This is a genomic window from Flavobacterium sp., from assembly GCF_046296355.1.
In the GTDB taxonomy this organism is placed as follows: Bacteria; Bacteroidota; Bacteroidia; order Flavobacteriales; family Flavobacteriaceae; genus Flavobacterium.
Map to the genome: position 1 here is coordinate 1 of NZ_JBKBLM010000038.1, position 22,576 is coordinate 22,576.

At 37.9% G+C, this 22,576-nt stretch carries 23 protein-coding genes; 19 read left to right on the forward strand and 4 right to left on the reverse strand.

Annotation, left to right across the window (positions count from 1 at the left end; translation table 11 throughout):
- The first annotated feature begins 109 nt into the window (after positions 1–109).
- Both ACK4HO_RS11910 and ACK4HO_RS11915 read left to right on the forward strand, forming a co-directional pair.
- Positions 110–487 carry a PUR family DNA/RNA-binding protein gene (locus ACK4HO_RS11910; protein WP_409666119.1) on the forward strand — a complete coding sequence of 126 codons (378 nt, stop codon included), beginning with the start codon at positions 110–112 and terminating at the stop codon, positions 485–487.
- A gap of 89 nt (positions 488–576) precedes the next feature.
- Positions 577–792, forward strand: coding sequence for a hypothetical protein (locus tag ACK4HO_RS11915; RefSeq protein WP_409666082.1), 216 nt, complete (start codon positions 577–579; stop codon positions 790–792).
- Here ACK4HO_RS11915 and ACK4HO_RS11920 read toward each other — a convergent pair.
- On the reverse strand, positions 789–1,124 hold the full coding sequence (locus tag ACK4HO_RS11920) for a tRNA-binding protein (RefSeq protein ID WP_409666084.1): 336 nt from the start codon (positions 1,122–1,124) through the stop codon (positions 789–791). The two genes, ACK4HO_RS11915 and ACK4HO_RS11920, sit on opposite strands and share 4 nt — an antisense overlap.
- A 135-nt stretch (positions 1,125–1,259) precedes the next feature.
- Here ACK4HO_RS11920 and ACK4HO_RS11925 point away from each other — a divergent pair, with 135 nt between their 5' ends.
- The 3 genes from ACK4HO_RS11925 to ACK4HO_RS11935 all read left to right on the forward strand — a co-directional run bounded on the left by ACK4HO_RS11925 (position 1,260) and on the right by ACK4HO_RS11935 (position 4,836).
- Positions 1,260–2,153, forward strand: coding sequence for an alpha/beta fold hydrolase (locus ACK4HO_RS11925; protein ID WP_409666086.1), 894 nt, complete (start codon positions 1,260–1,262; stop codon positions 2,151–2,153).
- 156 nt (positions 2,154–2,309) lie between these two features.
- The gene (gene glgA / locus ACK4HO_RS11930) at positions 2,310–3,536 is read left to right on the forward strand and encodes a glycogen synthase (RefSeq protein ID WP_409666088.1); all 1,227 of its coding nucleotides are present in this window, start codon (positions 2,310–2,312) and stop codon (positions 3,534–3,536) included.
- A gap of 25 nt (positions 3,537–3,561) precedes the next feature.
- Positions 3,562–4,836 carry a glucose-1-phosphate adenylyltransferase gene (locus ACK4HO_RS11935; protein ID WP_409666090.1) on the forward strand — a complete coding sequence of 425 codons (1,275 nt, stop codon included), beginning with the start codon at positions 3,562–3,564 and terminating at the stop codon, positions 4,834–4,836.
- Positions 4,837–4,870: 34 nt separating this feature from the next.
- Here the strand turns inward: ACK4HO_RS11935 and ACK4HO_RS11940 are convergent, their stop codons facing one another.
- Together ACK4HO_RS11940 and ACK4HO_RS11945 are read right to left on the reverse strand one after the other, a co-directional pair.
- Positions 4,871–5,173, reverse strand: coding sequence for a c-type cytochrome (locus tag ACK4HO_RS11940; RefSeq protein WP_409666092.1), 303 nt, complete (start codon positions 5,171–5,173; stop codon positions 4,871–4,873).
- A 129-nt stretch (positions 5,174–5,302) separates the two neighbouring features.
- Positions 5,303–6,235 carry a peptidylprolyl isomerase gene (locus ACK4HO_RS11945; protein WP_409666094.1) on the reverse strand — a complete coding sequence of 311 codons (933 nt, stop codon included), beginning with the start codon at positions 6,233–6,235 and terminating at the stop codon, positions 5,303–5,305.
- Positions 6,236–6,311: 76 nt separating this feature from the next.
- Between ACK4HO_RS11945 and ACK4HO_RS11950 the strand changes: the two genes are divergently transcribed.
- From ACK4HO_RS11950 to ACK4HO_RS11970, 5 genes are all read left to right on the forward strand, one after another.
- Positions 6,312–7,112 (forward strand): class I SAM-dependent methyltransferase, encoded by an 801-nt coding sequence (locus ACK4HO_RS11950; RefSeq protein WP_409666096.1) that lies wholly within the window; start codon positions 6,312–6,314, stop codon positions 7,110–7,112.
- 143 nt (positions 7,113–7,255) lie between these two features.
- A complete protein-coding gene (gene trmD / locus ACK4HO_RS11955) occupies positions 7,256–7,933 on the forward strand; it encodes a tRNA (guanosine(37)-N1)-methyltransferase TrmD (RefSeq protein ID WP_409666097.1) in 678 nt (225 codons plus the stop codon).
- A gap of 151 nt (positions 7,934–8,084) precedes the next feature.
- Positions 8,085–8,393, forward strand: coding sequence for a hypothetical protein (locus ACK4HO_RS11960; RefSeq protein ID WP_409666099.1), 309 nt, complete (start codon positions 8,085–8,087; stop codon positions 8,391–8,393).
- Between the two features lie 262 nt (positions 8,394–8,655).
- Positions 8,656–9,006, forward strand: coding sequence for a 50S ribosomal protein L19 (gene rplS, locus ACK4HO_RS11965; RefSeq protein ID WP_171223341.1), 351 nt, complete (start codon positions 8,656–8,658; stop codon positions 9,004–9,006).
- A gap of 272 nt (positions 9,007–9,278) precedes the next feature.
- Entirely contained in the window at positions 9,279–11,501 is a 2,223-nt protein-coding gene (locus ACK4HO_RS11970; protein WP_409666100.1) for an NADP-dependent isocitrate dehydrogenase, read from the forward strand.
- Positions 11,502–11,551: 50 nt separating this feature from the next.
- Here ACK4HO_RS11970 and ACK4HO_RS11975 read toward each other — a convergent pair whose 3' ends face one another.
- A complete protein-coding gene (locus ACK4HO_RS11975; protein ID WP_409666102.1) occupies positions 11,552–12,232 on the reverse strand; it encodes a hypothetical protein in 681 nt (226 codons plus the stop codon).
- 133 nt (positions 12,233–12,365) lie between these two features.
- Here ACK4HO_RS11975 and ACK4HO_RS11980 point away from each other — a divergent pair, with 133 nt between their 5' ends.
- From ACK4HO_RS11980 to ACK4HO_RS12020, 9 genes are all read left to right on the forward strand, one after another.
- Positions 12,366–14,738, forward strand: coding sequence for a TonB-dependent receptor (locus ACK4HO_RS11980; protein WP_409666104.1), 2,373 nt, complete (start codon positions 12,366–12,368; stop codon positions 14,736–14,738).
- 3 nt (positions 14,739–14,741) lie between these two features.
- Entirely contained in the window at positions 14,742–15,560 is an 819-nt protein-coding gene (locus tag ACK4HO_RS11985) for a DUF4249 family protein (protein WP_409666106.1), read from the forward strand.
- 87 nt (positions 15,561–15,647) lie between these two features.
- The gene (locus ACK4HO_RS11990; protein WP_409666108.1) at positions 15,648–16,310 is read left to right on the forward strand and encodes a thiamine diphosphokinase; all 663 of its coding nucleotides are present in this window, start codon (positions 15,648–15,650) and stop codon (positions 16,308–16,310) included.
- Positions 16,311–16,323: 13 nt separating this feature from the next.
- Positions 16,324–17,262 carry a 23S rRNA (adenine(1618)-N(6))-methyltransferase RlmF gene (rlmF, locus tag ACK4HO_RS11995; RefSeq protein ID WP_409666109.1) on the forward strand — a complete coding sequence of 313 codons (939 nt, stop codon included), beginning with the start codon at positions 16,324–16,326 and terminating at the stop codon, positions 17,260–17,262.
- Between the two features lie 60 nt (positions 17,263–17,322).
- A complete protein-coding gene (locus ACK4HO_RS12000) occupies positions 17,323–17,694 on the forward strand; it encodes a four helix bundle protein (protein ID WP_409666111.1) in 372 nt (123 codons plus the stop codon).
- Positions 17,695–17,732: 38 nt separating this feature from the next.
- Complete coding sequence (uvrB, locus tag ACK4HO_RS12005; protein ID WP_409666113.1) at positions 17,733–19,730, forward strand: excinuclease ABC subunit UvrB; 1,998 nt, start codon at positions 17,733–17,735, stop codon at positions 19,728–19,730.
- Positions 19,730–20,146 (forward strand): DUF3788 family protein, encoded by a 417-nt coding sequence (locus ACK4HO_RS12010; RefSeq protein ID WP_409666115.1) that lies wholly within the window; start codon positions 19,730–19,732, stop codon positions 20,144–20,146. The genes uvrB and ACK4HO_RS12010 overlap by 1 nt, the downstream gene beginning before the upstream one ends.
- 330 nt (positions 20,147–20,476) lie before the next feature.
- Positions 20,477–21,520 (forward strand): site-specific tyrosine recombinase/integron integrase, encoded by a 1,044-nt coding sequence (gene xerA, locus ACK4HO_RS12015; protein WP_409666116.1) that lies wholly within the window; start codon positions 20,477–20,479, stop codon positions 21,518–21,520.
- Positions 21,521–21,732: 212 nt separating this feature from the next.
- Positions 21,733–22,323 carry a hypothetical protein gene (locus ACK4HO_RS12020; protein ID WP_409666118.1) on the forward strand — a complete coding sequence of 197 codons (591 nt, stop codon included), beginning with the start codon at positions 21,733–21,735 and terminating at the stop codon, positions 22,321–22,323.
- Positions 22,324–22,576 lie beyond the last annotated feature (253 nt).

A 22,576-nucleotide genomic window follows, 5' to 3' on the forward strand; every position in this document is an offset into this window, starting at 1 on the left:
CTGTATTTGAAACAACTTTCGGAAAAAGAATTAAATTAAATGTTGTTTGGTAACAAAAATTTTACCATTTTTGAACTGTATAGAAACACTATTAATTGACCGAAAGAATATGAGAGAAAATGATATGTTAGAAAAAGATGAGATTTTTTCTAAAGTTTTAAGAGCGGGAAGAAGAACTTATTTCTTCGATGTGAGAGCCACCAAAGCAGATGATTACTACATTACCATTACCGAAAGCAAAAAATTCACCGAAGAAGACGGTTCTTTTCACTTCAAAAAACACAAAATTTATTTATACAAAGAAGATTTTGCCGCTTTCACTGATATTTTAGAAGAAATGACCGCTTACGTTTTGAACCACAAAGGCGAAGAAGTAATTTCAGAAAGACACCAAAAAGATTTCAAAAGAGAATACCAACAAGAAACCGCTGAAGAAACTAAAACCTCAGAAAAGAGTTTCACCGATATTGATTTTGACGATATATAACTAAAAAGTAATTAGTGACTAGTAACTAGTGATTAGTAATAAAAATAAGTCCGGAGCTGAAAAGTTTTGGACTTTTTAAATTAATTGATATGCAAAAATTTACCGCTTTCATTAACAAATACGGCATCTTGTTTCACAGTTTGAGTATACTGTTTTGGCTATGGATAATCTCAAATGGTATCCAAAGAATGCAAACAGAAGCATTGCCTTTGACCAAAAAAATTGCTTTTGGCGGTATTGTCATGTTTTTATGCTTGTCTTGTTTTAATCTTTATATGGCCATCAAGAGAAGAAAACAAAACTAACCAATTCGCAATCCGTTCTCGACTTTCAAATCCGAAGTCAATAAAACGATATCATTCTCCGCTCCGACTGAACCCAAAATCAAGCATTCGCTCATAAAGTTGCCGATTTGTTTTTTGGGAAAATTAACTACTGCGACAATCTGTTTTCCAATTAAATCTTCTTTCGAATATCTTTTCGTAATCTGTGCCGAGGATTTTTTAATTCCGATTTCGGTTCCAAAATCAATCACCAATTGATAAGCCGGCTTTCGAGCTTCCGGAAAATCATTCGCTTCGAGAATTGTGCCGATACGCATTTCTGTTTTTTCAAACTCTGACCAAGTAAGCTCCATAATCTTCTATCATTAGGTAAACAAACCTAAGAATTATAAAAACATGTTCTCTAATTCTATAACGGAATTTTTTACTTCAAGCTGTAATTTTATCCCTCAAAATTTGAGTAAAATCGAATATAAAATCCCATTGAAATGAGAGAATATCACGTAGACCAAGAACCGGATTTAAGAGAAACCAACTTCATGGCAAAAGAAAATTCAACCGATAAATACATCGAAACAGCTCCCAATATAAAACTGTATGTCAAAGATTACGGCCATGGGAAACCGGTGATTTTAATTCATGGCTGGCCATTATCTAACGAAATGTGGGAATATCAAATAGAGGCTTTAGTTGAAAACGGCTATAGAGTGATTGCCTATGACCGTCGTGGTTTTGGGAAATCATCCCAACCTTGGAATGGCTACAATTACGATACTTTAACCGATGATTTAAAAGCCATCATTGACCAATTGGGACTCACAGACATTACCTTGGTCGGATTTTCCATGGGCGGTGGCGAAGTGGTCCGTTATTTTAGTCGCTATGGTGGAAAAAATGTTTCCAAAGCGGTCTTGATTTCCTCGGTTACGCCATTCAGATTGTGGACTCAAGACAATCCCGATGGCAATCTTCCGGAAAAAAACGAAGCCACTGCGAATAAAATTAAAGAAGACAGAATCAGTTTCCTCGATGATTTCGGAAAGACATTTTTTGGCGTAAGTATGTTATCCAATCCGTTGAGTTCATCATTATTAGATTATTTCAAAATGTTGTGCTCATTTGCCTCACCGCATGCGACATTAGAATGTGCCAAAGCGTTTTCGATTACCGATTTTCGCAACGAAATGGCAGCGGTGAATGTCCCAACTTTAATCATACACGGAGATGAAGACGAAATTGTACCGATTGAAGTTTCTTCTGAAAAATCGGCTGCGATGATTCCAAATAATCAGTTTATCGTTTATGAAGAAGCACCTCACGGACTCTTCTATACCGAACGAGAGCGATTGAACAAAGACTTAATTGCGTTTTTGAATTCTTAATTCAAAATAACAATGACGAAAATCCGGAGCGCTCTTCAAAAAGTACTTCGGGTTTTTTATTTTTAAAATGTATAGTTTTTATATAGTACTGTTAATCTAAAAGTTGAATATATTTTATACTTTTAAGTTTTAATAAATCATCCTAAGGTTAATGCTATGAAAATTGCCCTGTTTACCAATGAGTTTCCACCCAATATTTACGGCGGCGCCGGAGTACATATTGATTTTCTGAGTCAGGAATTGGCTAAATTAGGTCAAGTCGAAGTACGTTGTTTCGGCAACCAAGATGAAACCACTGAGTCTATGAATGTACTCGGTATTCAATCTCCATTGACCAAACCCGAAGACAACAACAATCCGCATCTCAAGATGTTTCACAATTTGAGTAAAAATGTCGAAATGTCGCAGCACACATTACAAGCCGATGTGATTCATTGCCACACTTGGTATACGCATTTGGCCGGAATCTTTTCGAGAGAATTATTACAATCACCATTAATTTTAACCACTCATAGTTTAGAAACGCATCGTCCTTGGAAAGTCGAGCAACTAGGCAATGGTTATTTTTTGTCGCGTTGGATAGAACATCATGCTTACAATACTGCGGACGGTATTATTGCAGTCAGCGAACAAATGAAAACCGACGTCATCGAAGCGTATGGCGTTGCTCCTGAAAAAGTAACCGTCATCCACAACGGCATTGACCCTGATTTTTATGCGCCTACTTTTGATACTGATTTACTCAAACAATACGACATCAATCCTGATATTCCGTTTGTGCTTTTTGTGGGTCGAATTACTCGCCAAAAAGGAATTTCCCAATTGATTTCGGCAGCGAAATATTTCAAGGCAAATTGTCAAATAGTACTTTGCGCCGGCGCTCCCGATACTCCAGAAATCGCTAAAGAAACCGAAGAATTGATAGCCGAACTAAAAGCCAGTCGAAATGGTGTCATTCTAATTTCGGAAATGTTGCCGCGCGAAAAAATCAAAGTCCTTTACAGCCACGCACGCGTTTTTGCTTGTCCGTCATTATACGAACCATTCGGCATCATCAATCTCGAGGCAATGTCGTGTGAAACTCCGGTTGTTGGAAGTGCGGTTGGCGGTATTCCTGAAATTATAGTCGAAGGCGAAACCGGTTATTTAATCGAACTCGAAAGCATTTCCAGAACGGATTTCAACCCAAAATATCCGAAAGATTTTCAAAAAAACTTTGCGGCTAAAGTCAACCAATTATTAGAAGATGAAACTTTGGCAACCCAAATGGGCAAAGCCGGAAGGAGAAAAGTTTTGGAAAAATTCAGCTGGACGGCCATTGCCAAAACAACCTACAACTATTACGAAACGATAATCAATAGATTCGAAAAAGAGAAAGCATAATAAAACAACTAAACATTAATTGAAAATGATTAATAAAAGCACATTAGCCATTATTTTAGGCGGTGGACAAGGTTCAAGATTAGCACCGCTAACCCAAACGCGTTCCAAACCGGCAGTTCCCATTGCGGGAAAATACCGTTTGGTGGATATTCCGATTTCCAATTGCATCAATTCGGATATCAAAAGGATGTTTGTATTGACGCAATTCAATTCTGCGTCATTGAACCAACACATTAAAAATACTTATCACTTTAGCCATTTCAGTACGGCATTCGTAGATATTTTGGCTGCAGAGCAAACGCCTGACAACCCAACTTGGTTTCAAGGAACTGCTGATGCCGTCAGACAATGTATGCATCATTTCATGAACCATGAGTTTGATTATGCGTTGATTTTATCGGGTGACCAATTGTACCAAATGGATTTTAACGCCATGATCAAAGCACATCATGAAGCCGGCGCATCCATCTCAATTGCTACTTTACCCGTAACCGCCAAAGAAGCACCCGAGTTTGGTATCCTTAAAACCGATTCTGAAAATTATATCACTTCCTTTATAGAAAAACCTAATGTGAGTTTGCTACCCGAATGGACTTCCGAAGTAAGTGAAGAATCACAAGCCGAAGGCAAACATTATTTGGCCTCGATGGGTATTTATATTTTCAATAAAGAGTTGTTGGTAGAATTGATGAAAAATCCGGACACTAAAGATTTTGGGAAAGAAATTATTCCGCAAGCCATTGGCAAACATAAAATTCTCAGCTACCAATATGAAGGTTATTGGACCGATATTGGAAACATCGATTCTTTCTTTGAAGCCAATTTAGGATTGACAGATGACATTCCGAAGTTTAATCTTTTCGACAATTCGAGTAAAATTTATACCCGTGCCAGGGTTTTGCCTCCATCCAAAATTACCGGCGCTTCTACTATTGACAAATCTGTCATTGCGGAAGGTTGCATTCTAAACGGTGCAACAGTAGAACATTCGGTTATTGGTATTAGAAGTCGCGTGGGTTTTGGTACAACAGTGATCAACTCCTATTTAATGGGAAATGATTATTATCAAAATATAGAAGAAATCAGAACCAATTCTTTAAATGGAATAATAAATGTTGGTATTGGCGAAAGATGCTATATCAACAACACCATAGTCGATAAAGATTGCCGAATCGGAAACGATGTTCGACTCAACGGTGGCAAACATTTAGAAGACACCAACACCGATTTATACACCATAAAAGACGGTATTATCGTCGTCAAAAAAGGCGCTGTACTTCCGAATGGGTTTACCGTATAAACTAAAAAAACACTCCAAAAGAGTGTTTTTTTTATTATTTCATCGTCAAATAATTATAGATTTTTTGGCCTTGGGCATCATCCAAATCGGCTTTCTTTTGCATGCTCAAGACAATTGGTTTCCATTGTTCGGCACTGAAATCACTGGCATTGTATAAGGAATGACATTTGGCACAATTATTTTCGTAGAGCGATTTCCCTTCGGCTAACTCCGGTGTCATAACTGTGGCAAATTTAATTTCTTCTTTTTTAACTTCTGTTGTTGCTAAAGCCGTTTTTGAAGCACAGGAATAAATAATGGTGGCCAAAACTGCCAAGGCTAATACTTTGCATTTCATGATTTTAGTTTTATTGGTTGAAGTAAATGTAAAAAAAAATCCCAACCGTAAAAGATTGGGATTCTGTTTTAATCAAATATTAATTTTTAGCTCAAGTAGACTGAACACTGATTACTGAATACTGATCAATTACTTAACGTCCATTAATTCTACATCAAAAATCAAAGTCGCATCCGGCGGAATTACACCTCCGGCACCGCTTGAACCGTATCCTAAATAAGACGGAATCACGAAACGCGCTTTGTCACCTACTTGCAACAAGGCAATACCTTCATCCCAACCTTCAATTACATGACCTTTCCCTAATGGGAATTCGATTGGTTTTTTGCGTGGATAGGAAGAATCAAATGTTTTACCGTTTTCTAATTGTCCGGTGTAATGAACTGAAACTGTTTTGCCGGCTTCCGCTTGTTTCCCGTTTCCTTTTTGGATGAATTTGTAACGCAAACCGCTTTCCGTTTTTTCAAAACCGGCGGCTAACTTTTCCATAGCTTGTTCGGCTTGTTTTTTAGCTTCTTCAATTCTTCTTTGGCGTGAACCTTCAAAAGTTCTGAACGCTTCAATGGCATTCCATTTTTGGGCTTCGTCACCTACTCTAACAATTTCTAATGTTTCTATTGAATCGCCTTGCGCTACCGCATCAACAATGTCTTGTCCTTCTACCACGTGACCAAAAACAGTGTGCTTTCCGTCTAACCAATTCGTTGGAACGTGAGTGATAAAAAACTGTGACCCATTGCTTCCCGGACCGGCATTCGCCATTGACAAAACACCCGGTTTGTCGTGTTTTAAGGTTGGGTGAAATTCATCATCAAAATTGTAACCCGGACCACCGGTACCGATGCCTTGCGGACAACCACCTTGAACCATAAAATCAGGAATCACTCTGTGAAATTTTAATCCGTCATAATAAGGTTTTCCCATTGGACGAGCTGAATTCTCTAATTGCCCTTCGGCTAAGCCTACAAAGTTTCCAACCGTTCCCGGTGTTAAATCGTGTGTTAGTTTTACTAAAATCGACCCTTTAGTCGTATTGAATTTAGCGTATATTCCGTTTTCCATTGTCTTATATTTTAAAAAATCTGGGGCAAAGGTACTATTTTATATTGTAAATTTGATAAGCAAAAAGCCAAAACCAATGGACAACAAAAACGATTACAAAGCCATAAACAAACAAACTTGGAACAACAAAACGGACGTTCACATCGCTTCCGAGTTTTATGATGTGGAAGGTTTTCTTAAGGGAAAATCAACTTTAAACGACATTGAATTGCCTTTATTAGGCGGTGTTTCCGGTAAAAAGATATTGCATTTACAATGTCATTTTGGGCAAGATACTATTTCATTGGCCCGAATGGGAGCCACAGCCACCGGTGTAGATTTATCGGATAAAGCCATTGAAAGAGCTCGAGAATTTGCTGAAAAACTAAATCTCGAAGTCACTTTTGTTTGTTGTGATATTTATGATGCACCAACATTAATTGATGAAAAATTTGATGTTGTTTTCACCAGTTACGGCACTATTGGCTGGTTTCCCGATTTAGGAAAATGGGCGAAGGTTGTTTCCCATTTTTTAAAGCCTAACGGTAAATTTATCATGGCCGATTTTCATCCTGTGGTTTGGATGTTTGACAATGATTTTGAAACGGTTTTCTATAATTATTTTAATGTTGAGCCCATAGTGGAAAACGAAACCGGAACTTACGCCGACCGCGAAGCCGAAATAGCCACTAAAACCATCACTTGGAACCATCCGATTTCGGAGATATTAAATAGTTTGATACAAAGTGGTTTGGAAATCAATTCGTTTAATGAATATGACTATTCGCCTTATAATTGTTTTAATAAAACAGTAGAATTTGAAAAAGGAAAGTTCCGAATCAAATCTTTGGAGAATAAAATTCCGATGGTGTATTCGATTTTGGCTTCGAAGAAATAAATTGCTAATACACACTGAAACCCTAGCCCGGATTGCAACGGCATCCTTTTTTAATGGCTGTGGTTGAAAACCATAGTCATTGAAAAAGATATAGTGGAAAGCCGGAAACAGCTTCTAAAAAAACTTCTTTCTATATTTGCACCATGCGAATAGACATCATTACCATATTACCGGATTTATTGCGAAGCCCGTTTGAAGGCTCGATTATGAAACGCGCCATTGAAAAAGAATTGGTGGAAGTGCATTTTCACAACCTCAGAGATTATACGACCAACAAACAAAAAAGCGTTGATGATTACCAATTTGGTGGCGGCGCTGGTATGGTCATGATGGTGCAACCGATTGATGCTTGTATTACGCATTTGAAAAGCCAAAGAACTTACGACGAAATCATTTATATGTCGCCTGATGGGGAAACTTTGAACCAAAAAATGGCCAATACAATGTCGATGTACGAGAATATTATTATTCTTTGTGGGCATTATAAAGGTGTGGACCAACGCGTTCGCGATCAATTTATTACCAAAGAAATTTCGATTGGCGATTATGTACTTTCGGGTGGCGAAATTGGTGCGATTGTGTTTTGCGATGCGATTATCCGATTGATTCCTGGCGTTTTGAGTGATGAGACTTCGGCTTTGACGGATAGTTTTCAGGACAATTTATTATCGGGACCCATATATACCAGACCGGCAGATTACAAAGGTTGGAAAGTACCCGAAATATTGACTAGTGGTCATTTTGCCAAAATTGACAAATGGCGAGAAGATATGGCTTACGAACACACTAAAAACCGTCGTCCGGATTTACTAAAAGATTAAGCTGTTTGATAAAAAAACACAAAGCTTTGATATTCTTAACATTGAAATCGTTTAAAATCAATTAATTTACATTAAATTTACATTTACTTAACATTAAGATAACAAATCTGATTAAGTAAAAAAAGAAGTTTAACTAATAAATTAATCGATTATGAAAACAGTAAAGATTTTAACAATTGCATTAGTACTGATTTTAGTTGGTTGTAGTTCTGTAAAAAATGATACAGTAAATTACAAAATAGAAGATGATAAATTGTATTATAAAGACAATCAAATTGGCTACATAAAAGAATGTAAAACAAATGAAAATGAACAAGAAGTAGAGAAAAAATACACTATAGTTTTGAATCAAAGCGTCAATAAAGACCTCATTTTAAAAGCAGATGTGATAAATTATTTTTTAAAAAAATTCAGTAATAATAATACCGAAGTAGAAGTTTACACAACACTTGTAAAATAAAATTAACTGAAATCATTCTGTCACTTAAAGGTAATTTCAATAGCCTTTTCGATGCCTTACACGAAAGCATTCGATATAAAAAAACCTTTCCCGTTGACAATGAACAGATTATATCGCAATTAAAACTTCTAGTTTGAGGCAAAAAAAATTCACAATTCATAATAACAAGTCATAATTTTTTTTACCTTTGCCCCCACATTTGATTAACCTCTGGCGAAAACCGTGAATGTTGCTCAGATTTCAACCATAATTATTTTTAAAAATGGCAAATTTAGTAGATTTCGTTAATAACGAATTGTCAACAAAAAAAGATTTCCCTGCGTTCGGAGCCGGTGATACTATCACTGTGTACTACGAAATTAAAGAGGGTGAAAAAACAAGAACTCAGTTTTTCAAAGGAGTTGTAATCCAAAGAAAAGGTGCAGGATTGACTGAAACTTTTACCATCCGTAAAATGTCTGGTGCTGTTGGTGTAGAGCGTATCTTCCCAGTTAACATGCCGGCTTTGCAAAAAGTAGAAGTTAACCAAAGAGGTAAAGTTAGAAGAGCTCGTATCTACTACTTTAGAGAACTTACCGGTAAAAAAGCAAAAATCAAAGAAAGAAGAAGATAATTCTAAACTTTGTACTTATAAAAAGGCCTCGATACTATCGGGGCTTTTTTATGTGCAAAAATCAGCCTAAAAAATTATCATTTTACCAATATAAGTTCGACAGATTATCATTTTACTAATTTAAACCTTTCAAATTGTCAATTTGATAATTCAATCGATTTCGCTCAAAACCAATGGCACGTAATCGTGATTTACTTATATTTGCTTGCTTCAAAATGAGCACTTTCAATCGAATACAACACAAACAAACCATACGAATAAAAAATACTACAATGACACAAAAATCTAAAATCCACTACACGCTTACCGATGAAGCGCCGATGTTGGCCACTCATTCGTTTTTACCAATAGTACAAGCCTTTACAGCACCGGCCAATATCGATATTGAATTAAGAGACATTTCACTTGCCGGAAGAATATTATCTAATTTTCCGGAATACTTAAAAGAAGACCAAAAAGTAAGCGATGCTTTATCAGAGTTGGGCCAATTGGCTACTACTCCGGAAGCCAACATTATAAAATTACCTAACGTTTCCGCTTCCATTCCGCAGTTAACAGACGCTATTGCCGAGTTACAAGCCCACGGATTTGCCATTCCGAACTATCCGGACAATCCGAAAAACGACGAAGAAAAAACCATTAATGCTCGTTATTCTAAAGTATTAGGTTCAGCCGTTAATCCGGTGTTGCGTGAAGGAAACTCCGATCGTAGAGCACCAAAAGCAGTAAAAAATTATGCTAAAGCCAATCCGCATTCTATGGGTGCTTGGTCTAAAGATTCCAAAACCAAAGTAGCTTTCATGACCGAAGGCGATTTCTATGGTACTGAAAAATCGGTTACCGTGGCGAATGCTGCTCAATTCAAAATTGAATTCGTCGGCAAAGACGGCTCAACTAAAGAATTAAAAGGACTAGGTGTCTTAAAAGCAGGCGAAGTGATTGATTCTTCGGTAATGAATTTAAAAGCCTTAAAAGCTTTTGTTTCTCAAACTATAGAAGAAGCGAAAGCAGCCGGCGTTTTATTATCTGCGCACTTAAAAGCTACGATGATGAAAGTGTCCGACCCGATTATTTTCGGAGCGATGGTGGAAGTGTATTTCAAAGAGGTTTTTGCTAAATACGGAGAAGTTTTCAAATCATTAGGTTACAAAGCCGATAATGGTTTAGGCGATTTGTATTTAAAAATTGCAGGTCATCCGCAAGAAGCTGAAATCACAGCAGCCATTGAAACAGCAATTGCTAACGGACCGGCATTAGCCATGGTGAACTCAGACAAAGGAATTACGAACTTCCACGTTCCGTCTGACGTAATCGTTGATGCTTCTATGCCGGCGATGATTCGTACTTCGGGACAAATGTGGAACAAAGAAGGCAAAGCCCAAGATACTTTTGCTTTAATTCCGGATCGTTGTTATGCCGGACTTTATGTTGCAACGATTGAAGATTGCAAAACCAACGGCGCATTAGACCCAAGAACTATGGGTTCCGTTCCGAATGTGGGTTTAATGGCCCAAAAAGCAGAAGAATACGGTTCTCACGACAAAACTTTCCAAGCCCAAGCCGACGGAACCATCCGAGTTTTAGATACTGATGGCAATGTATACATGGAACAGGCAGTGGAAACCGGAGATATTTTCAGAATGTGTCAAACCAAAGATGCGCCGATTCAAGACTGGGTAAAACTAGCAGTGAACAGAGCGCGTTTGTCTGCTACACCTGCCATTTTCTGGTTGGATGAAAACAGAGCGCACGACAGAGAAATTATCAAAAAAGTAAACTTATATTTAAAAGATTACGATACTACCGGATTAGACATTCGCATCATGAATCCGATTGACGCGACTAAATTGACATTAGACAGAATCCGTCAAGGATTAGACACTATTTCAGTTACCGGAAACGTATTGCGTGATTATTTAACCGATTTGTTCCCAATATTAGAGGTTGGTACTTCAGCCAAAATGCTATCTATTGTTCCGTTGATGAATGGCGGTGGTTTATTCGAAACCGGAGCCGGTGGTTCGGCACCAAAACACATTGAGCAATTTATTGAAGAAGGTTATTTGCGTTGGGATTCGTTAGGCGAATTCTTAGCGTTAGGCGCTTCATTAGAACATTTGGCCCAAACCCAAAACAATCCAAAATCGATGGTTTTAGCAGAAGCATTAGACGTAGCCACCGAGAAATTCTTAGCTACCGATAAATCTCCGGCGCGTAAAGTGGGACAAATTGACAACAGAGGTTCACACTTCTACTTGGCGATGTATTGGGCTGAAGCTTTGGCAGCACAAACTAAAGATGCTGAATTACAAGCTAAGTTTACTGAAATTGCAAGCGAATTAAACGCTAACGAAGCTAAGATTAACGAAGAATTAATTGGAGCACAAGGAAAACCGCAACAAATTGGCGGTTACTACCAACCGTCAAAAGAACTGACGGAAAAGGCAATGCGCCCGAGTCAGACCTTCAATAGTATTTTATCGAAATTAGTGTAATACTAAATTCTTATACCAACAAAAAAGCGACCCATTTTAGGTCGCTTTTTTTATTTCTGTTCTTCTAATGTGCCGTCGTCTTTTAGGATAACCAACTTGGCTTTGACGCCGGTGGTCAGATTCCATTTATTGGTGGTAATCATGCCTTTCTTTTGGTCGTAAATTACAAACTGTGCGGTATTGGGTCCTGATTCTCCTTGGTTTAAAGCTTCAATTTCTATTTTGTTGATGCCTTCATTTAGGTCTAAATAAACTTCTTTAAAACCAACTTCCAACAATATCGCATCGACTGCAATTCTATCATTGAGCCAAATCCTAACCAAATCGCCATCCGGTGCTTCGTGGTCTCGGCAAGCAATACTAATGATTTTGGTTCCGGTTCTGAATTCGCCTAAAAAACTATCGCTTTTGAACTTCTCAAGAATTTCGCCATCGCTACTTTTCTTGTTCATTTTATCAGTATACTGTTTGGATTGGTCTGCAAACTGTTCTTTTTCCATGATGCTCTTCCCTTCTTCGGGCTTCTTTTTGAGCAAGGAAACATTTTCTAACAGTTTGTCTTTTTTGTCAAAAATACTCGGATAAGTAATCGGTTTTGAAGAAGTTGGCGCCACTTGCCCCGAAGGATTGGATACCGGCGCTATTTTCAAAGTCTTTTTAGGTGTTTCAAATTGTGAAAAACCTTTAAAACTAAAAACGAGTAAAAACAACAAAGTATAACCTAACTTCATTACAACTGCTTTTTTATGGGTTGAAAATTCCAACTATCTGAAAATTATTCTTTCAATTAACCAAACCTTAACAAATGATTAGGAGTAAAAAACCAATTTTATTAAGAATTTTGTAGTTACAAAAGCCAAATTTATGCCAAAAAATATTCTAACTTCTATATTTTTAATATTATTAACGTTTTCAGTCTACTCACAAGAGAAATTCACGCTTAGCGGATTGATTTCTGATGGAAAAAATAAGGAAACGCTTATTGGGGTTTCGCTCTACATCACCGAAACAAAAACCAGTCTGACCACAAACGAATATGGTTTTTATTCGATTACTTTACCTAAGGGAACTTACACTTTATCACTCAACTATTTGGGATATCAAACCGTACAGGAAACGATAAACCTTACGCAAGACACCCGAAAAAATTTCTTGCTCTACGAAAGCAGTCAACAACTTGACGAAGTGGTTATTGTGCAAAACAACAAACGCGTAGACATCAGAAAACCGGAAATGAGCGTCAACAAACTCACCATTCAGGAAATCAAAGAAATGCCGGTGATTTTTGGTGAAGTCGATGTGATTAAATCCATCCTAACGCTTCCCGGAGTGACCAATGCCGGAGAAGGACAATCGGGATTTAACGTTCGCGGTGGCGGCGCGGATCAAAATTTAGTATTATTGGATGAAGCCACTATTTACAACTCTTCTCACCTATTTGGTTTGTTCTCGGTTTTTAATCCGGATGCGATTAAAGATTTGAAGTTGTATAAAGGAGGAATTCCCGCAAGATACGGCGGAAGATTATCTTCCATATTAGACATTTACCAAAAGGAAGGTAACAAAAACGACTTCCACATGAACGGCGGTATCGGTTTAATTTCGAGTCGGATTTTGGCCGAAGGTCCAATTGTAAAAGACAAAGGCTCGTTTGTAATTGCCGGAAGAGGTTCTTACGCGCATCTATTCTTGAAATTGATTGACAATCCAAACTTGGCTTACTTCTATGATTTGAATACTAAGCTAAGTTATTCCATCAACGAGAAAAACAATGTCTATCTTTCGGGTTATTTTGGTAGAGACGTGTTTCAATTGAACAATAGTTTTGTCAATACGTATGGCAATGCCGTGATTAATTTCCGTTGGAATCATTTGTTTTCGGATAAATTGTTCTCCAACATGTCCCTCATTTATTCTGATTATTACTACGGTCTCCGATTGGATTTCATAGGCTTTAATTGGGACAGCGGTATCAAAAACTACAATTTCAAATACGATTTTAAACACTATTTAACCGATAAATTCAAACTGACTTACGGTTTACAATCCAATTATTATGATTTTAATCCGGGTAAAATTGAACCTACAGGTGAAGAATCAGGAATTAATCCCGACCAATTGGACAAAAAATATGCCTTGGAAAATGCTTTATATTTAGATGCCGAACACCAAATTACTAAGAATCTTGCGCTTTCTTACGGACTTAGATTCAGTAATTTTCTGCGGTTAGGCCAACAAACATTGAATACTTATGCCAATAACCAACCGGTGACTTTTAACTCCGAATTTCAAATTTATGAAAGTGCGGAACCTATCGGAACTGTTAGCTACGGCAAAAACGAAACGATAGCACAATTCAACAATCTCGAGCCGCGTTTTTCTGTCGCTTACACTTTGAATGACGACCAATCGATTAAAGCGAGCTACAACCGAATGAGCCAATATTTGCATTTGATTTCGAATACGCAATCGCCAACGCCTTTAGACGTTTGGGCGCCAAGTGACCAATATTTAAAACCGCAGCTTTTAGACCAAGTCGCTTTGGGCTACTTCCGAAATATAAATGATGACGTGTATTCGCTTGAAGTGGAAACCTTTTTCAAAAAAATTAAAAACCGAGTAGATTATATTGACGGCGCCAACTTAATTGCCAATGAAGCAATAGAAAGAGTGGTTTTAAACGGCAAAGCCAGAGCTTACGGCTTGGAAGTTTTGTTCCGAAAAAACTCCGGACAATTCAAAGGTTGGGTTTCTTATACTTTATCCAGAACAGAACAACAAGTTGTGGGCAGAACGCCCGAAGAAACCGGTATCAATAACGGAAATTGGTACAAAACCGGTTTTGACAAAACACACAACTTAGCCATAGTAGGCAATTATAAACTGAATGAAAAATGGCGCTTTAGTTCCAATTTTATCCTGCAAACCGGACAACCTGTGACTTTCCCAACAGGACAATATGAATACCAAGGCATCACGGTGCCGATTTTCAGCGCCAGAAACGAAAACAATTTACCGATGTACCACCGCTTAGATGTTTCGGCGACTTTGACCCCACGAAAAAACAAAGACAGAAAATGGCAAGCCGAATGGGTTTTTGGGATTTACAACATTTACAACCGTCAAAACGCTGCGTCTATCACCTTCCGACAAAACCAAGAAACCGGCTCTAATGAAGCGCTTCGTTTGTCTATTTTCGGTATTGTGCCGAGTGCTACTTATAACATTAAATTTTAGTCCATGAAAAAGATATATTTTAGTTTGCTGATTGTTTTATTTTCGTTCATTTCTTGCGAGAAAGTCGTTGATGTTGACTTGTCTACGTCGGAACCACGCTTGGTCATTGAAGCCTCAATTCAATGGTTGAACGGTACTTCAGGCAATGAACAAATCGTAAAACTTTCGACCACGACCGATTATTTCAATAACGAAATTCCGCCCGTGACTGATGCCGTAGTTTATATTACCAATAGTGCCAATGAAGTGTTCAATTTCACCCAAGATACCGAACCGGGCATTTACAAATGTTTCAACTTTAACCCTGTGGTGAATGAAACTTACACCTTAACTGTTATCTATGAAGGCGAAACGTATACGGCAACCGAAAAACTTTTAAACACACCAACGGTAACCCGTGTAGAACAAGACGATGAAGGCGGTATTTTGGGCAACGAAACTGAAGTAAAATTCTTTTTCAACGATTTGGTCGATGAAACCAATCATTATTTGGTGAGAATTGACGACCCGTACAAAGTAATTCCGGAATACGGCGTTATTGAAGACCGATTCTTCCAAAATAATGAAATGTTTGGTCTTTATTTCAGCGAAGATTTGAAACCGACCGATACCTTAAAATTCACCCTAAACGGCGTTACTTTAAACTATTATAATTACATGGACATTTTATTGGAACAATCTGGTAGCAACAGCATGGGGCCATTTTCAACCCCAACGGCAACCGTGAGAGGCAATATTGTTAACCAAACCGATTTTGACCATTATGCCTTAGGCTATTTCCGCTTGAGCAAAACCGAGGTTTCGGAATATATCATTCAATAAAAAGTACGAAGGACAAAGTACGAAGTACGAAGAGTTTTAGTTATTTTTACCACTTCGTACTTTTAACTTCTAATTTCGTACTTATAAATGTCCTCACATCATATCGTTCGCGACGACCAAGAACCGGCTTTAATCATTGCCAATGGCGAAATGTGTAGCCAAGAATTGTTAGGGCAATTGCTCGAATGGTCGCCTTTAGTCATTGTACTGGATTCGGCGATTGAACGGATTTTGGAATTAGGGATTAAAGTCGATGTATTGTTAGGCGATTTTGACCGCGGTTTTGACCCGGAATATTACAAGGAAAAACAATACCCGATTGAAATTGTGTACGCACCCAACCAAGACAAAACCGATTTAGAAAAAGCTTTTGATTATTTAATCGAAAAAGGACACCAAGCGGCGAATGTTATTTGGGCCACAGGAAGACGCACTGACCACACGATTACCAATTTAACCAACATCGTTGCTTACCGAAATAAATTAAAAGTCGTAATTCTCGACGACCATTCGAAAGTGTTTTTGTTGCCCAATACTTTTGAAAAATGGTACACGGCCAACACCATTCTTTCTTTGATTCCGATTGGAAAAGTGAGTGGCATTTCGACTCAAAATCTTTTTTATTCGTTGACCAATGAAGATTTGACCATCGGTTACCGAACCGGAAGTAGCAACCATGTTACCACTGACGGAATCGTCACCATCACCCACACCGAAGGCGATTTATTGCTGATGGAATGTTGGGATTAAAAAAAAATAGCCCTTGAAAACTCAAAATAGCTCAGAAAAAACAACTTTGCATCCCAGAAATCCACACCGATTTCGGTATGATTTTGACGCTTTAATCAAAGTTTATCCGGATTTAAAAGACTTCGTTCATATTAATGAGCACCAACTGGAAACCATTGATTTCAGTAATCCGGAAGCGGTAATAGCCTTGAACAAAGCTTTATTGGTTTCCCATTATGACATTCAAAACTGGGATATTCCCGCTAATTATCTTTGTCCGCCGATTCCCGGAAGAGCGGATTACATTCACTATATCGCCGATTTATTGGCCACAACCAACAATGGAGTCATTCCCGAAGGAGAAAATGTGATTGGTTTAGACATTGGGATTGGTGCCAATTGTATTTATCCGATTATTGGAAACACTACTTATGGTTGGAGTTTTGTGGGAACCGACATCGATGAAAAAGCCTTGCAAAACTGCAAGAAAATAATCGCTGATAATCCGAAGTTGATAGACGTTATCAGCCTGCAATTGCAAGTGGAGCCGAGATTCATTTTCAAAAATATCATTTTACCCGAAGACAAATTTGCTTTCACCATTTGCAATCCACCGTTTCACAACTCGGCGGAAGAAGCTGCGAAAAGTGCGTTGCGAAAAGTCAACACTTTAAATAATGAAAAGACTTCAAAAGCGGTTTTAAACTTCGGTGGGCAAAATGCAGAATTGTGGTGCAGCGGTGGCGAAATCGGTTTTATCACCCAAATGATTTATGAAAGTGCCAAATATCCTTTGCAATGCTTGTGGTTTACGACTTTGGTTTCCAAAAAAGACAATTTGAAAAGCATATACAAAAAGTTAGGAAAAGTAGGCGCTGCCGACATCAAAACCATCGATATGGCGCAAGGCCAAAAGATAAGCAGAATTGTTGCTTGGACGTTTTTGACCAAAAAACAACAGCAAATTTTTTAAAAGTACGAAGTACGAAGTGGGAAGTACGAAGTGGGAAGTAGAAATTTTAATTTTATATCTATGACGAATGATTTGAAACAAAGAACGAAAAAGTTTGCTTTAGATTGTTGGATACTATGTTCAAAATTACCAAAGACTAGAGAGTACAATGCCTATGTCAATAAACTAATCAGAAGTTCAAGCTCAGTTGGAGCCAATTACAGAGCGTCACAACGGGCTAAATCATCGGCAGATTTTTTAAACAAACTCAAAATTGTTGAAGAAGAAATTGATGAAAGTGATTACTTTTTAGAGTTACTTTTTGAGGTTTGTCAAATGGAAAAGTTAAATTTAGAAGCTGTTTTTCAACCTTTAATGAAAGAGGCAAAAGAATTAACTGCTATTATTGTGGCGGCTATAAAAACAACAAAAAGTAATATTCAAACCAAATAAAACTTCGTACTTTGTACTTCGTAAATCGTACTTAAAATATGAAATTCCAAGTCGTATCCGAATACCAACCTACCGGCGATCAACCCCAAGCGATTGACAAACTCGTCAAAGGCATTGTTAGTGGTGAAAAATACCAAACCCTTTTGGGCGTAACCGGTTCGGGAAAGACGTTTACTATGGCAAATGTGATTCAGGAAGTGGAGAAACCGACTTTGGTTTTGGCACACAATAAAACCCTGGCAGCGCAGCTGTATTCTGAGTTTAAGCAGTTTTTCCCTAACAATTCGGTGCAGTATTTTGTGTCGTATTACGACTATTACCAACCCGAAGCTTATATTCCCGTTACCGGAGTTTTTATCGAAAAAGATTTATCTATTAATGACGAATTAGAGAAACTGCGTTTGAGCACTACTTCTGCCCTATTATCAGGACGAAGAGATGTTTTGGTGGTGGCTTCTGTTTCGTGTTTGTACGGTATCGGAAATCCGGTTGAATTTCAAAAAAATGTGATTTCGATTGACAAAGGCCAAATCATTTCGCGTACCAAATTGTTACACCGTTTGGTGCAAAGTTTATACTCGAGAACCGAAGTAGAATTCACACCCGGAACGTTTAGAATCAAAGGCGACACTGTGGAAATCTTCCCGAGTTATGCCGATGAACCTTTCCGCGTGCATTTCTTTGGTGACGAAATTGAAGACATTGAAGCCTTCGATCCCAAGACTTCCAAAGTTTTTGAACGCTACGAAAAACTGAATATTTATCCCGCCAATATGTTTGTAACGTCACCCGATGTATTGCAAGCCGCAATTTGGGATATCCAACAAGATTTGGTGAAACAAGTCGATTATTTCAAAGAAATCGGCAAACATCTCGAAGCCAAACGCTTGGAAGAACGCACCAATTTCGACCTCGAAATGATACGTGAATTGGGTTATTGTTCGGGCATTGAGAATTATTCTCGCTACTTAGACCGACGTCTTCCGGGCACGCGACCGTTCTGTTTGCTCGATTATTTCCCCGATGATTATTTGATGGTAGTCGATGAAAGTCACGTGACGATTTCTCAGGTTCATGCTATGTATGGCGGTGACCGAAGTCGGAAAGAAAACTTAGTTGAATACGGTTTCCGATTGCCCGCTGCGATGGACAACCGTCCGTTGAAGTTTGAGGAATTTGAAAGCATGCAAAACCAAGTCGTTTATGTTTCGGCGACACCTGCCGATTATGAATTGCAAAAGTCGGAAGGAATTTATGTAGAGCAAGTCATTCGCCCAACGGGATTATTGGACCCGATCATAGAAGTGCGTCCGAGTTTAAACCAAATTGACGATTTAATCGAAGAAATTCATTTGCGTTGTGAAGTCGATGAACGGGTTTTGGTCACGACTTTAACCAAAAGAATGGCGGAAGAGTTGACGAAATATTTGACCAAAGTTTCCATTCGATGTCGCTATATTCACTCGGATGTTGATACTTTGGAACGCGTTGAGATTATGCAAGATTTGCGCAAAGGTTTATTCGATGTGTTGATTGGCGTAAACTTATTGCGTGAAGGTTTGGATTTACCCGAAGTGTCATTGGTAGCGATTTTGGATGCCGATAAAGAAGGTTTTTTGCGCAGTCATCGTTCGTTGACCCAAACAGTTGGTCGTGCAGCACGAAACGTCAACGGAAAAGCGATTTTGTATGCCGATAAAATCACCAACAGCATGCAAAAAACGATAGACGAAACCAATTACCGTCGGGAAAAACAAAGCGCTTACAATACTTTACACGGTTTGGAACCCAAAGCTTTGAACAAAAGTTTGGGCAATGCCTTGAGTAGCAATTCGGTTTCGACGCAATATTTTGAAGACAAAATCGCCAAAGCTGCCGAACCGGAGAGCTTGTATTTATCTAAACCCGAAATCGAAAAGAAAATTCGTGAAGCTCGAAAAGCCATGGAAAAAGCCGCGAAAGATTTAGACTTTATGCAAGCTGCCAAATATCGTGATGAAATTCAGGCGTTGCAAAGCAAATTGGCTACTGCGTAATGAAAAGCATTTTTACCAATAAAACCGAAATCCCAACCGCAGCGCAACTTCAAGAAGCATTGGGCGAAACTTATGCCTATTGGCAAACTTTTGCGGAGCATACCAAAAAACTATATCCGGAAGCTACCGAAGAATGGTCTTTTGCCAGTGAAAAATTCGGTTGGAGTTTCAGAATTAAGGACAAGAAAAGAATCCTCATTTACTTATTACCTCGCTATAAATTCTTCAAAGTCGCTTTTGTATTTGGCCAAAAAGCCACCGATGCCATCATGGAAAGCAATATTTCCGAATCTATCAAAAGCGAACTTCAAGCGGCCAAAGTTTATGCGGAAGGTCGAGGCATCCGAATCGACATTAAAGATTCAAAAACTACCGAAGACATCCTAAAACTGATTGCGATAAAAATAGCTTTTTGATTTTTGGCCTAAAAACCAACTTTCGAGCATTTCCAAGCCTTCCAAGCCTAAGAACGAGCTTCGGACTCTTAAGAACGAGCTTCGGACTCACGAGAAAAAGCTTCGGACTCTCATGATAATACTTCGGACGCTTTCAAATCTACTTCGGAGTGTTTCAATCGCATTTCGGAGTGTCAATTTCACTTATCGGAAAACCATTTATTGATTTCGGAACGACAAAAAAGAGCTTCGGATGACAATTTCCAATTCTATAAAAAGAAAAAAAAGACTTACACTTCAAAATACTAATTTGTTTTTATTGTATCTTTATTCTTATTTAATTTTTCTCACATGAAATGGAGTGCCAAAATTATAAAGTACAAGGGCGAGTTGCGCATTGGCGTTTGGTTCGAAAGAGACGAAGCTTTGATTACGTGGATTAAAAGTTTTACCGGCGCGCGATGGAGTCAAACGAATGGTTATTGGCACTTGCCCGACACGGAAGAAAGTCGTAAGCATTTTGGGTTACGTACATTGACTGAATTATCGCCAAATGCGGATGGATTGAGAAGTTTAGAAAATTTCAAAAAATGGCTGCGTTCCAAGCGATATAGCGAAAGTACGATTACGGTTTATATAGATGCGGCGAAATCCTTTTTGGTTTTCTTCAATCAAAAGCGCACAGCTGAAATCACCAATGATGACGTTATTTTATACAACAACGAATACATTTTAAAGAACAAACTTTCGGCTTCCTATCAAAACCAAGTGGTGAGTGCGATAAAATTGTTTTTTACCACGGTTCATGATCGAAAAATTGAAATTGAAAGCATTCATCGGCCGAAGCGCGCCAAAGTTTTGCCCAATGTTTTGAGCAAAGAAGAAGTCAAACAAATTTTGGAAGCACATGGCAACATCAAGCACAGAGCCATGTTGTGCCTGATTTACAGTTGTGGTTTGCGAAGAAATGAACTGCTTACGCTAAAACTCAGCGACATTGATTCGAAGCGGAACATTGTAAAAATCATACAAGCCAAGGGCAAAAAAGACCGTATTGCGCCTTTGAGTCCGAAGGTTTTGGAGTTATTGCGGGATTATTACAAATGTTATAAGCCCAAGGCGTGGTTATTTGAGGGTCAAGTTAAGGGCGAACAATACTCGGAGCAGAGTTTGCAAAGTATTTTCAAGCAAGCTTTGCAAAAAGCCGGCATCACAAAACCGGCCACCCTTCACTGGTTGCGCCACAGTTATGCCACCCATTTGTTGGAAAGCGGCACAGATTTGCGCTACATACAAGAATTACTGGGCCATAGCCGAAGCAAAACCACAGAAATTTACACGCATGTGAGCACGAAAAGTTTACAACAAATTAAAAGTCCGTTTGATGATTTGTAATATTTTTAATATATTAGCCCTAGAATCATAAGTATGATAACAACCATACCTACACAACCAAATTTGGGCGGATATGTATGATTTTCTCATACCTATAGACTAGTTGTAGCCAATTTTAGAAAAAAATCCGCACGTCTAAAGAGATAGTTTACTCTATTTGACTTTAACTAACTTATAAGCTGAAATAAATTTGAGGAATCAGCCTAAAACATATGAATTACAAAACAATTTTTTCTCTTTTAACTCTAATCGGAATTCTAACCGCCTGTAAATCTTATAAAATAAAAGTTTATTCTCTGAACAGAAATATTGAATACATAGAAACAAATGGAGTTAAGAAACCATATGCAACAAATCCGAATAAATCGATTGTATTTATTTCTGACTCAACTGTGAATTACACCAAAATTTATGGAGGTCTTGGAACCTCCACTACAATTCAATACAGAATATCTAACGACACGCTGATTTTGAAATCTCACGATATTTACGGAAAAAATTTGAACGAAAATAATCCTGACTTTTCTTATCTCTATCTGATAAATAATGACAGTCTGACCAGCTTACAGAATAACGAAAAATATTATTCAGATACTTATAAAAAAAGGATTTATAAAAAACCTATTGGATTTTACATCGTTTATGAGAATAAAGCTTATAAAATAAACAGTCAGAAAAATGCTGACCAAATATATCGGAAAATTAAAAATGTTGATAATGAAAGATTTATTGAATTAGATAAAGATATTGCGAAAAAGAGATATGGAATAAATAGAAAATATAAAACGCTTGTATATAAATAAAAACTGGCTACAACACAGGTTTTGCAAGATTGCGGGTTTTGGGCTTAATTTAAAGTTGGTTTTGTATCTTTGAGTTCAGTGTTTAACTGAAAGTTACGGCTTCTTTAGTCCGCAACCTCGCAAAGCCTGGGAACGTTATGTGCTAGTCTCAGAAAAAATATGCTAAAAAACGAGAAAAAAAATAGCCGAAATAAAAAAACCAAAATTTGGAGCAGATTTCTATTAATTTGTTTTGTTTTATTTATCCTTTATT

Excerpts from the sequence above, each read along its gene's own strand:
- ACK4HO_RS11910 (WP_409666119.1), top strand. The coding sequence starts at position 110 with ATGAGAGAAAATGATATGTTAGAAAAAGATGAGATTTTTTCTAAAGTT.
- ACK4HO_RS11915 (WP_409666082.1), top strand. The coding sequence starts at position 577 with ATGCAAAAATTTACCGCTTTCATTAACAAATACGGCATCTTGTTTCAC.
- ACK4HO_RS11920 (WP_409666084.1), bottom strand. The coding sequence starts at position 1,124 with ATGGAGCTTACTTGGTCAGAGTTTGAAAAAACAGAAATGCGTATCGGC.
- ACK4HO_RS11925 (WP_409666086.1), top strand. The coding sequence starts at position 1,260 with ATGAGAGAATATCACGTAGACCAAGAACCGGATTTAAGAGAAACCAAC.
- glgA (WP_409666088.1), top strand. The coding sequence starts at position 2,310 with ATGAAAATTGCCCTGTTTACCAATGAGTTTCCACCCAATATTTACGGC.
- ACK4HO_RS11935 (WP_409666090.1), top strand. The coding sequence starts at position 3,562 with ATGATTAATAAAAGCACATTAGCCATTATTTTAGGCGGTGGACAAGGT.
- ACK4HO_RS11940 (WP_409666092.1), bottom strand. The coding sequence starts at position 5,173 with ATGAAATGCAAAGTATTAGCCTTGGCAGTTTTGGCCACCATTATTTAT.
- ACK4HO_RS11945 (WP_409666094.1), bottom strand. The coding sequence starts at position 6,235 with ATGGAAAACGGAATATACGCTAAATTCAATACGACTAAAGGGTCGATT.
- ACK4HO_RS11950 (WP_409666096.1), top strand. The coding sequence starts at position 6,312 with ATGGACAACAAAAACGATTACAAAGCCATAAACAAACAAACTTGGAAC.
- trmD (WP_409666097.1), top strand. The coding sequence starts at position 7,256 with ATGCGAATAGACATCATTACCATATTACCGGATTTATTGCGAAGCCCG.
- ACK4HO_RS11960 (WP_409666099.1), top strand. The coding sequence starts at position 8,085 with ATGAAAACAGTAAAGATTTTAACAATTGCATTAGTACTGATTTTAGTT.
- rplS (WP_171223341.1), top strand. The coding sequence starts at position 8,656 with ATGGCAAATTTAGTAGATTTCGTTAATAACGAATTGTCAACAAAAAAA.
- ACK4HO_RS11970 (WP_409666100.1), top strand. The coding sequence starts at position 9,279 with ATGACACAAAAATCTAAAATCCACTACACGCTTACCGATGAAGCGCCG.
- ACK4HO_RS11975 (WP_409666102.1), bottom strand. The coding sequence starts at position 12,232 with ATGAAGTTAGGTTATACTTTGTTGTTTTTACTCGTTTTTAGTTTTAAA.
- ACK4HO_RS11980 (WP_409666104.1), top strand. The coding sequence starts at position 12,366 with ATGCCAAAAAATATTCTAACTTCTATATTTTTAATATTATTAACGTTT.
- ACK4HO_RS11985 (WP_409666106.1), top strand. The coding sequence starts at position 14,742 with ATGAAAAAGATATATTTTAGTTTGCTGATTGTTTTATTTTCGTTCATT.
- ACK4HO_RS11990 (WP_409666108.1), top strand. The coding sequence starts at position 15,648 with ATGTCCTCACATCATATCGTTCGCGACGACCAAGAACCGGCTTTAATC.
- ACK4HO_RS12000 (WP_409666111.1), top strand. The coding sequence starts at position 17,323 with ATGACGAATGATTTGAAACAAAGAACGAAAAAGTTTGCTTTAGATTGT.
- uvrB (WP_409666113.1), top strand. The coding sequence starts at position 17,733 with ATGAAATTCCAAGTCGTATCCGAATACCAACCTACCGGCGATCAACCC.
- ACK4HO_RS12010 (WP_409666115.1), top strand. The coding sequence starts at position 19,730 with ATGAAAAGCATTTTTACCAATAAAACCGAAATCCCAACCGCAGCGCAA.
- xerA (WP_409666116.1), top strand. The coding sequence starts at position 20,477 with ATGAAATGGAGTGCCAAAATTATAAAGTACAAGGGCGAGTTGCGCATT.
- ACK4HO_RS12020 (WP_409666118.1), top strand. The coding sequence starts at position 21,733 with ATGAATTACAAAACAATTTTTTCTCTTTTAACTCTAATCGGAATTCTA.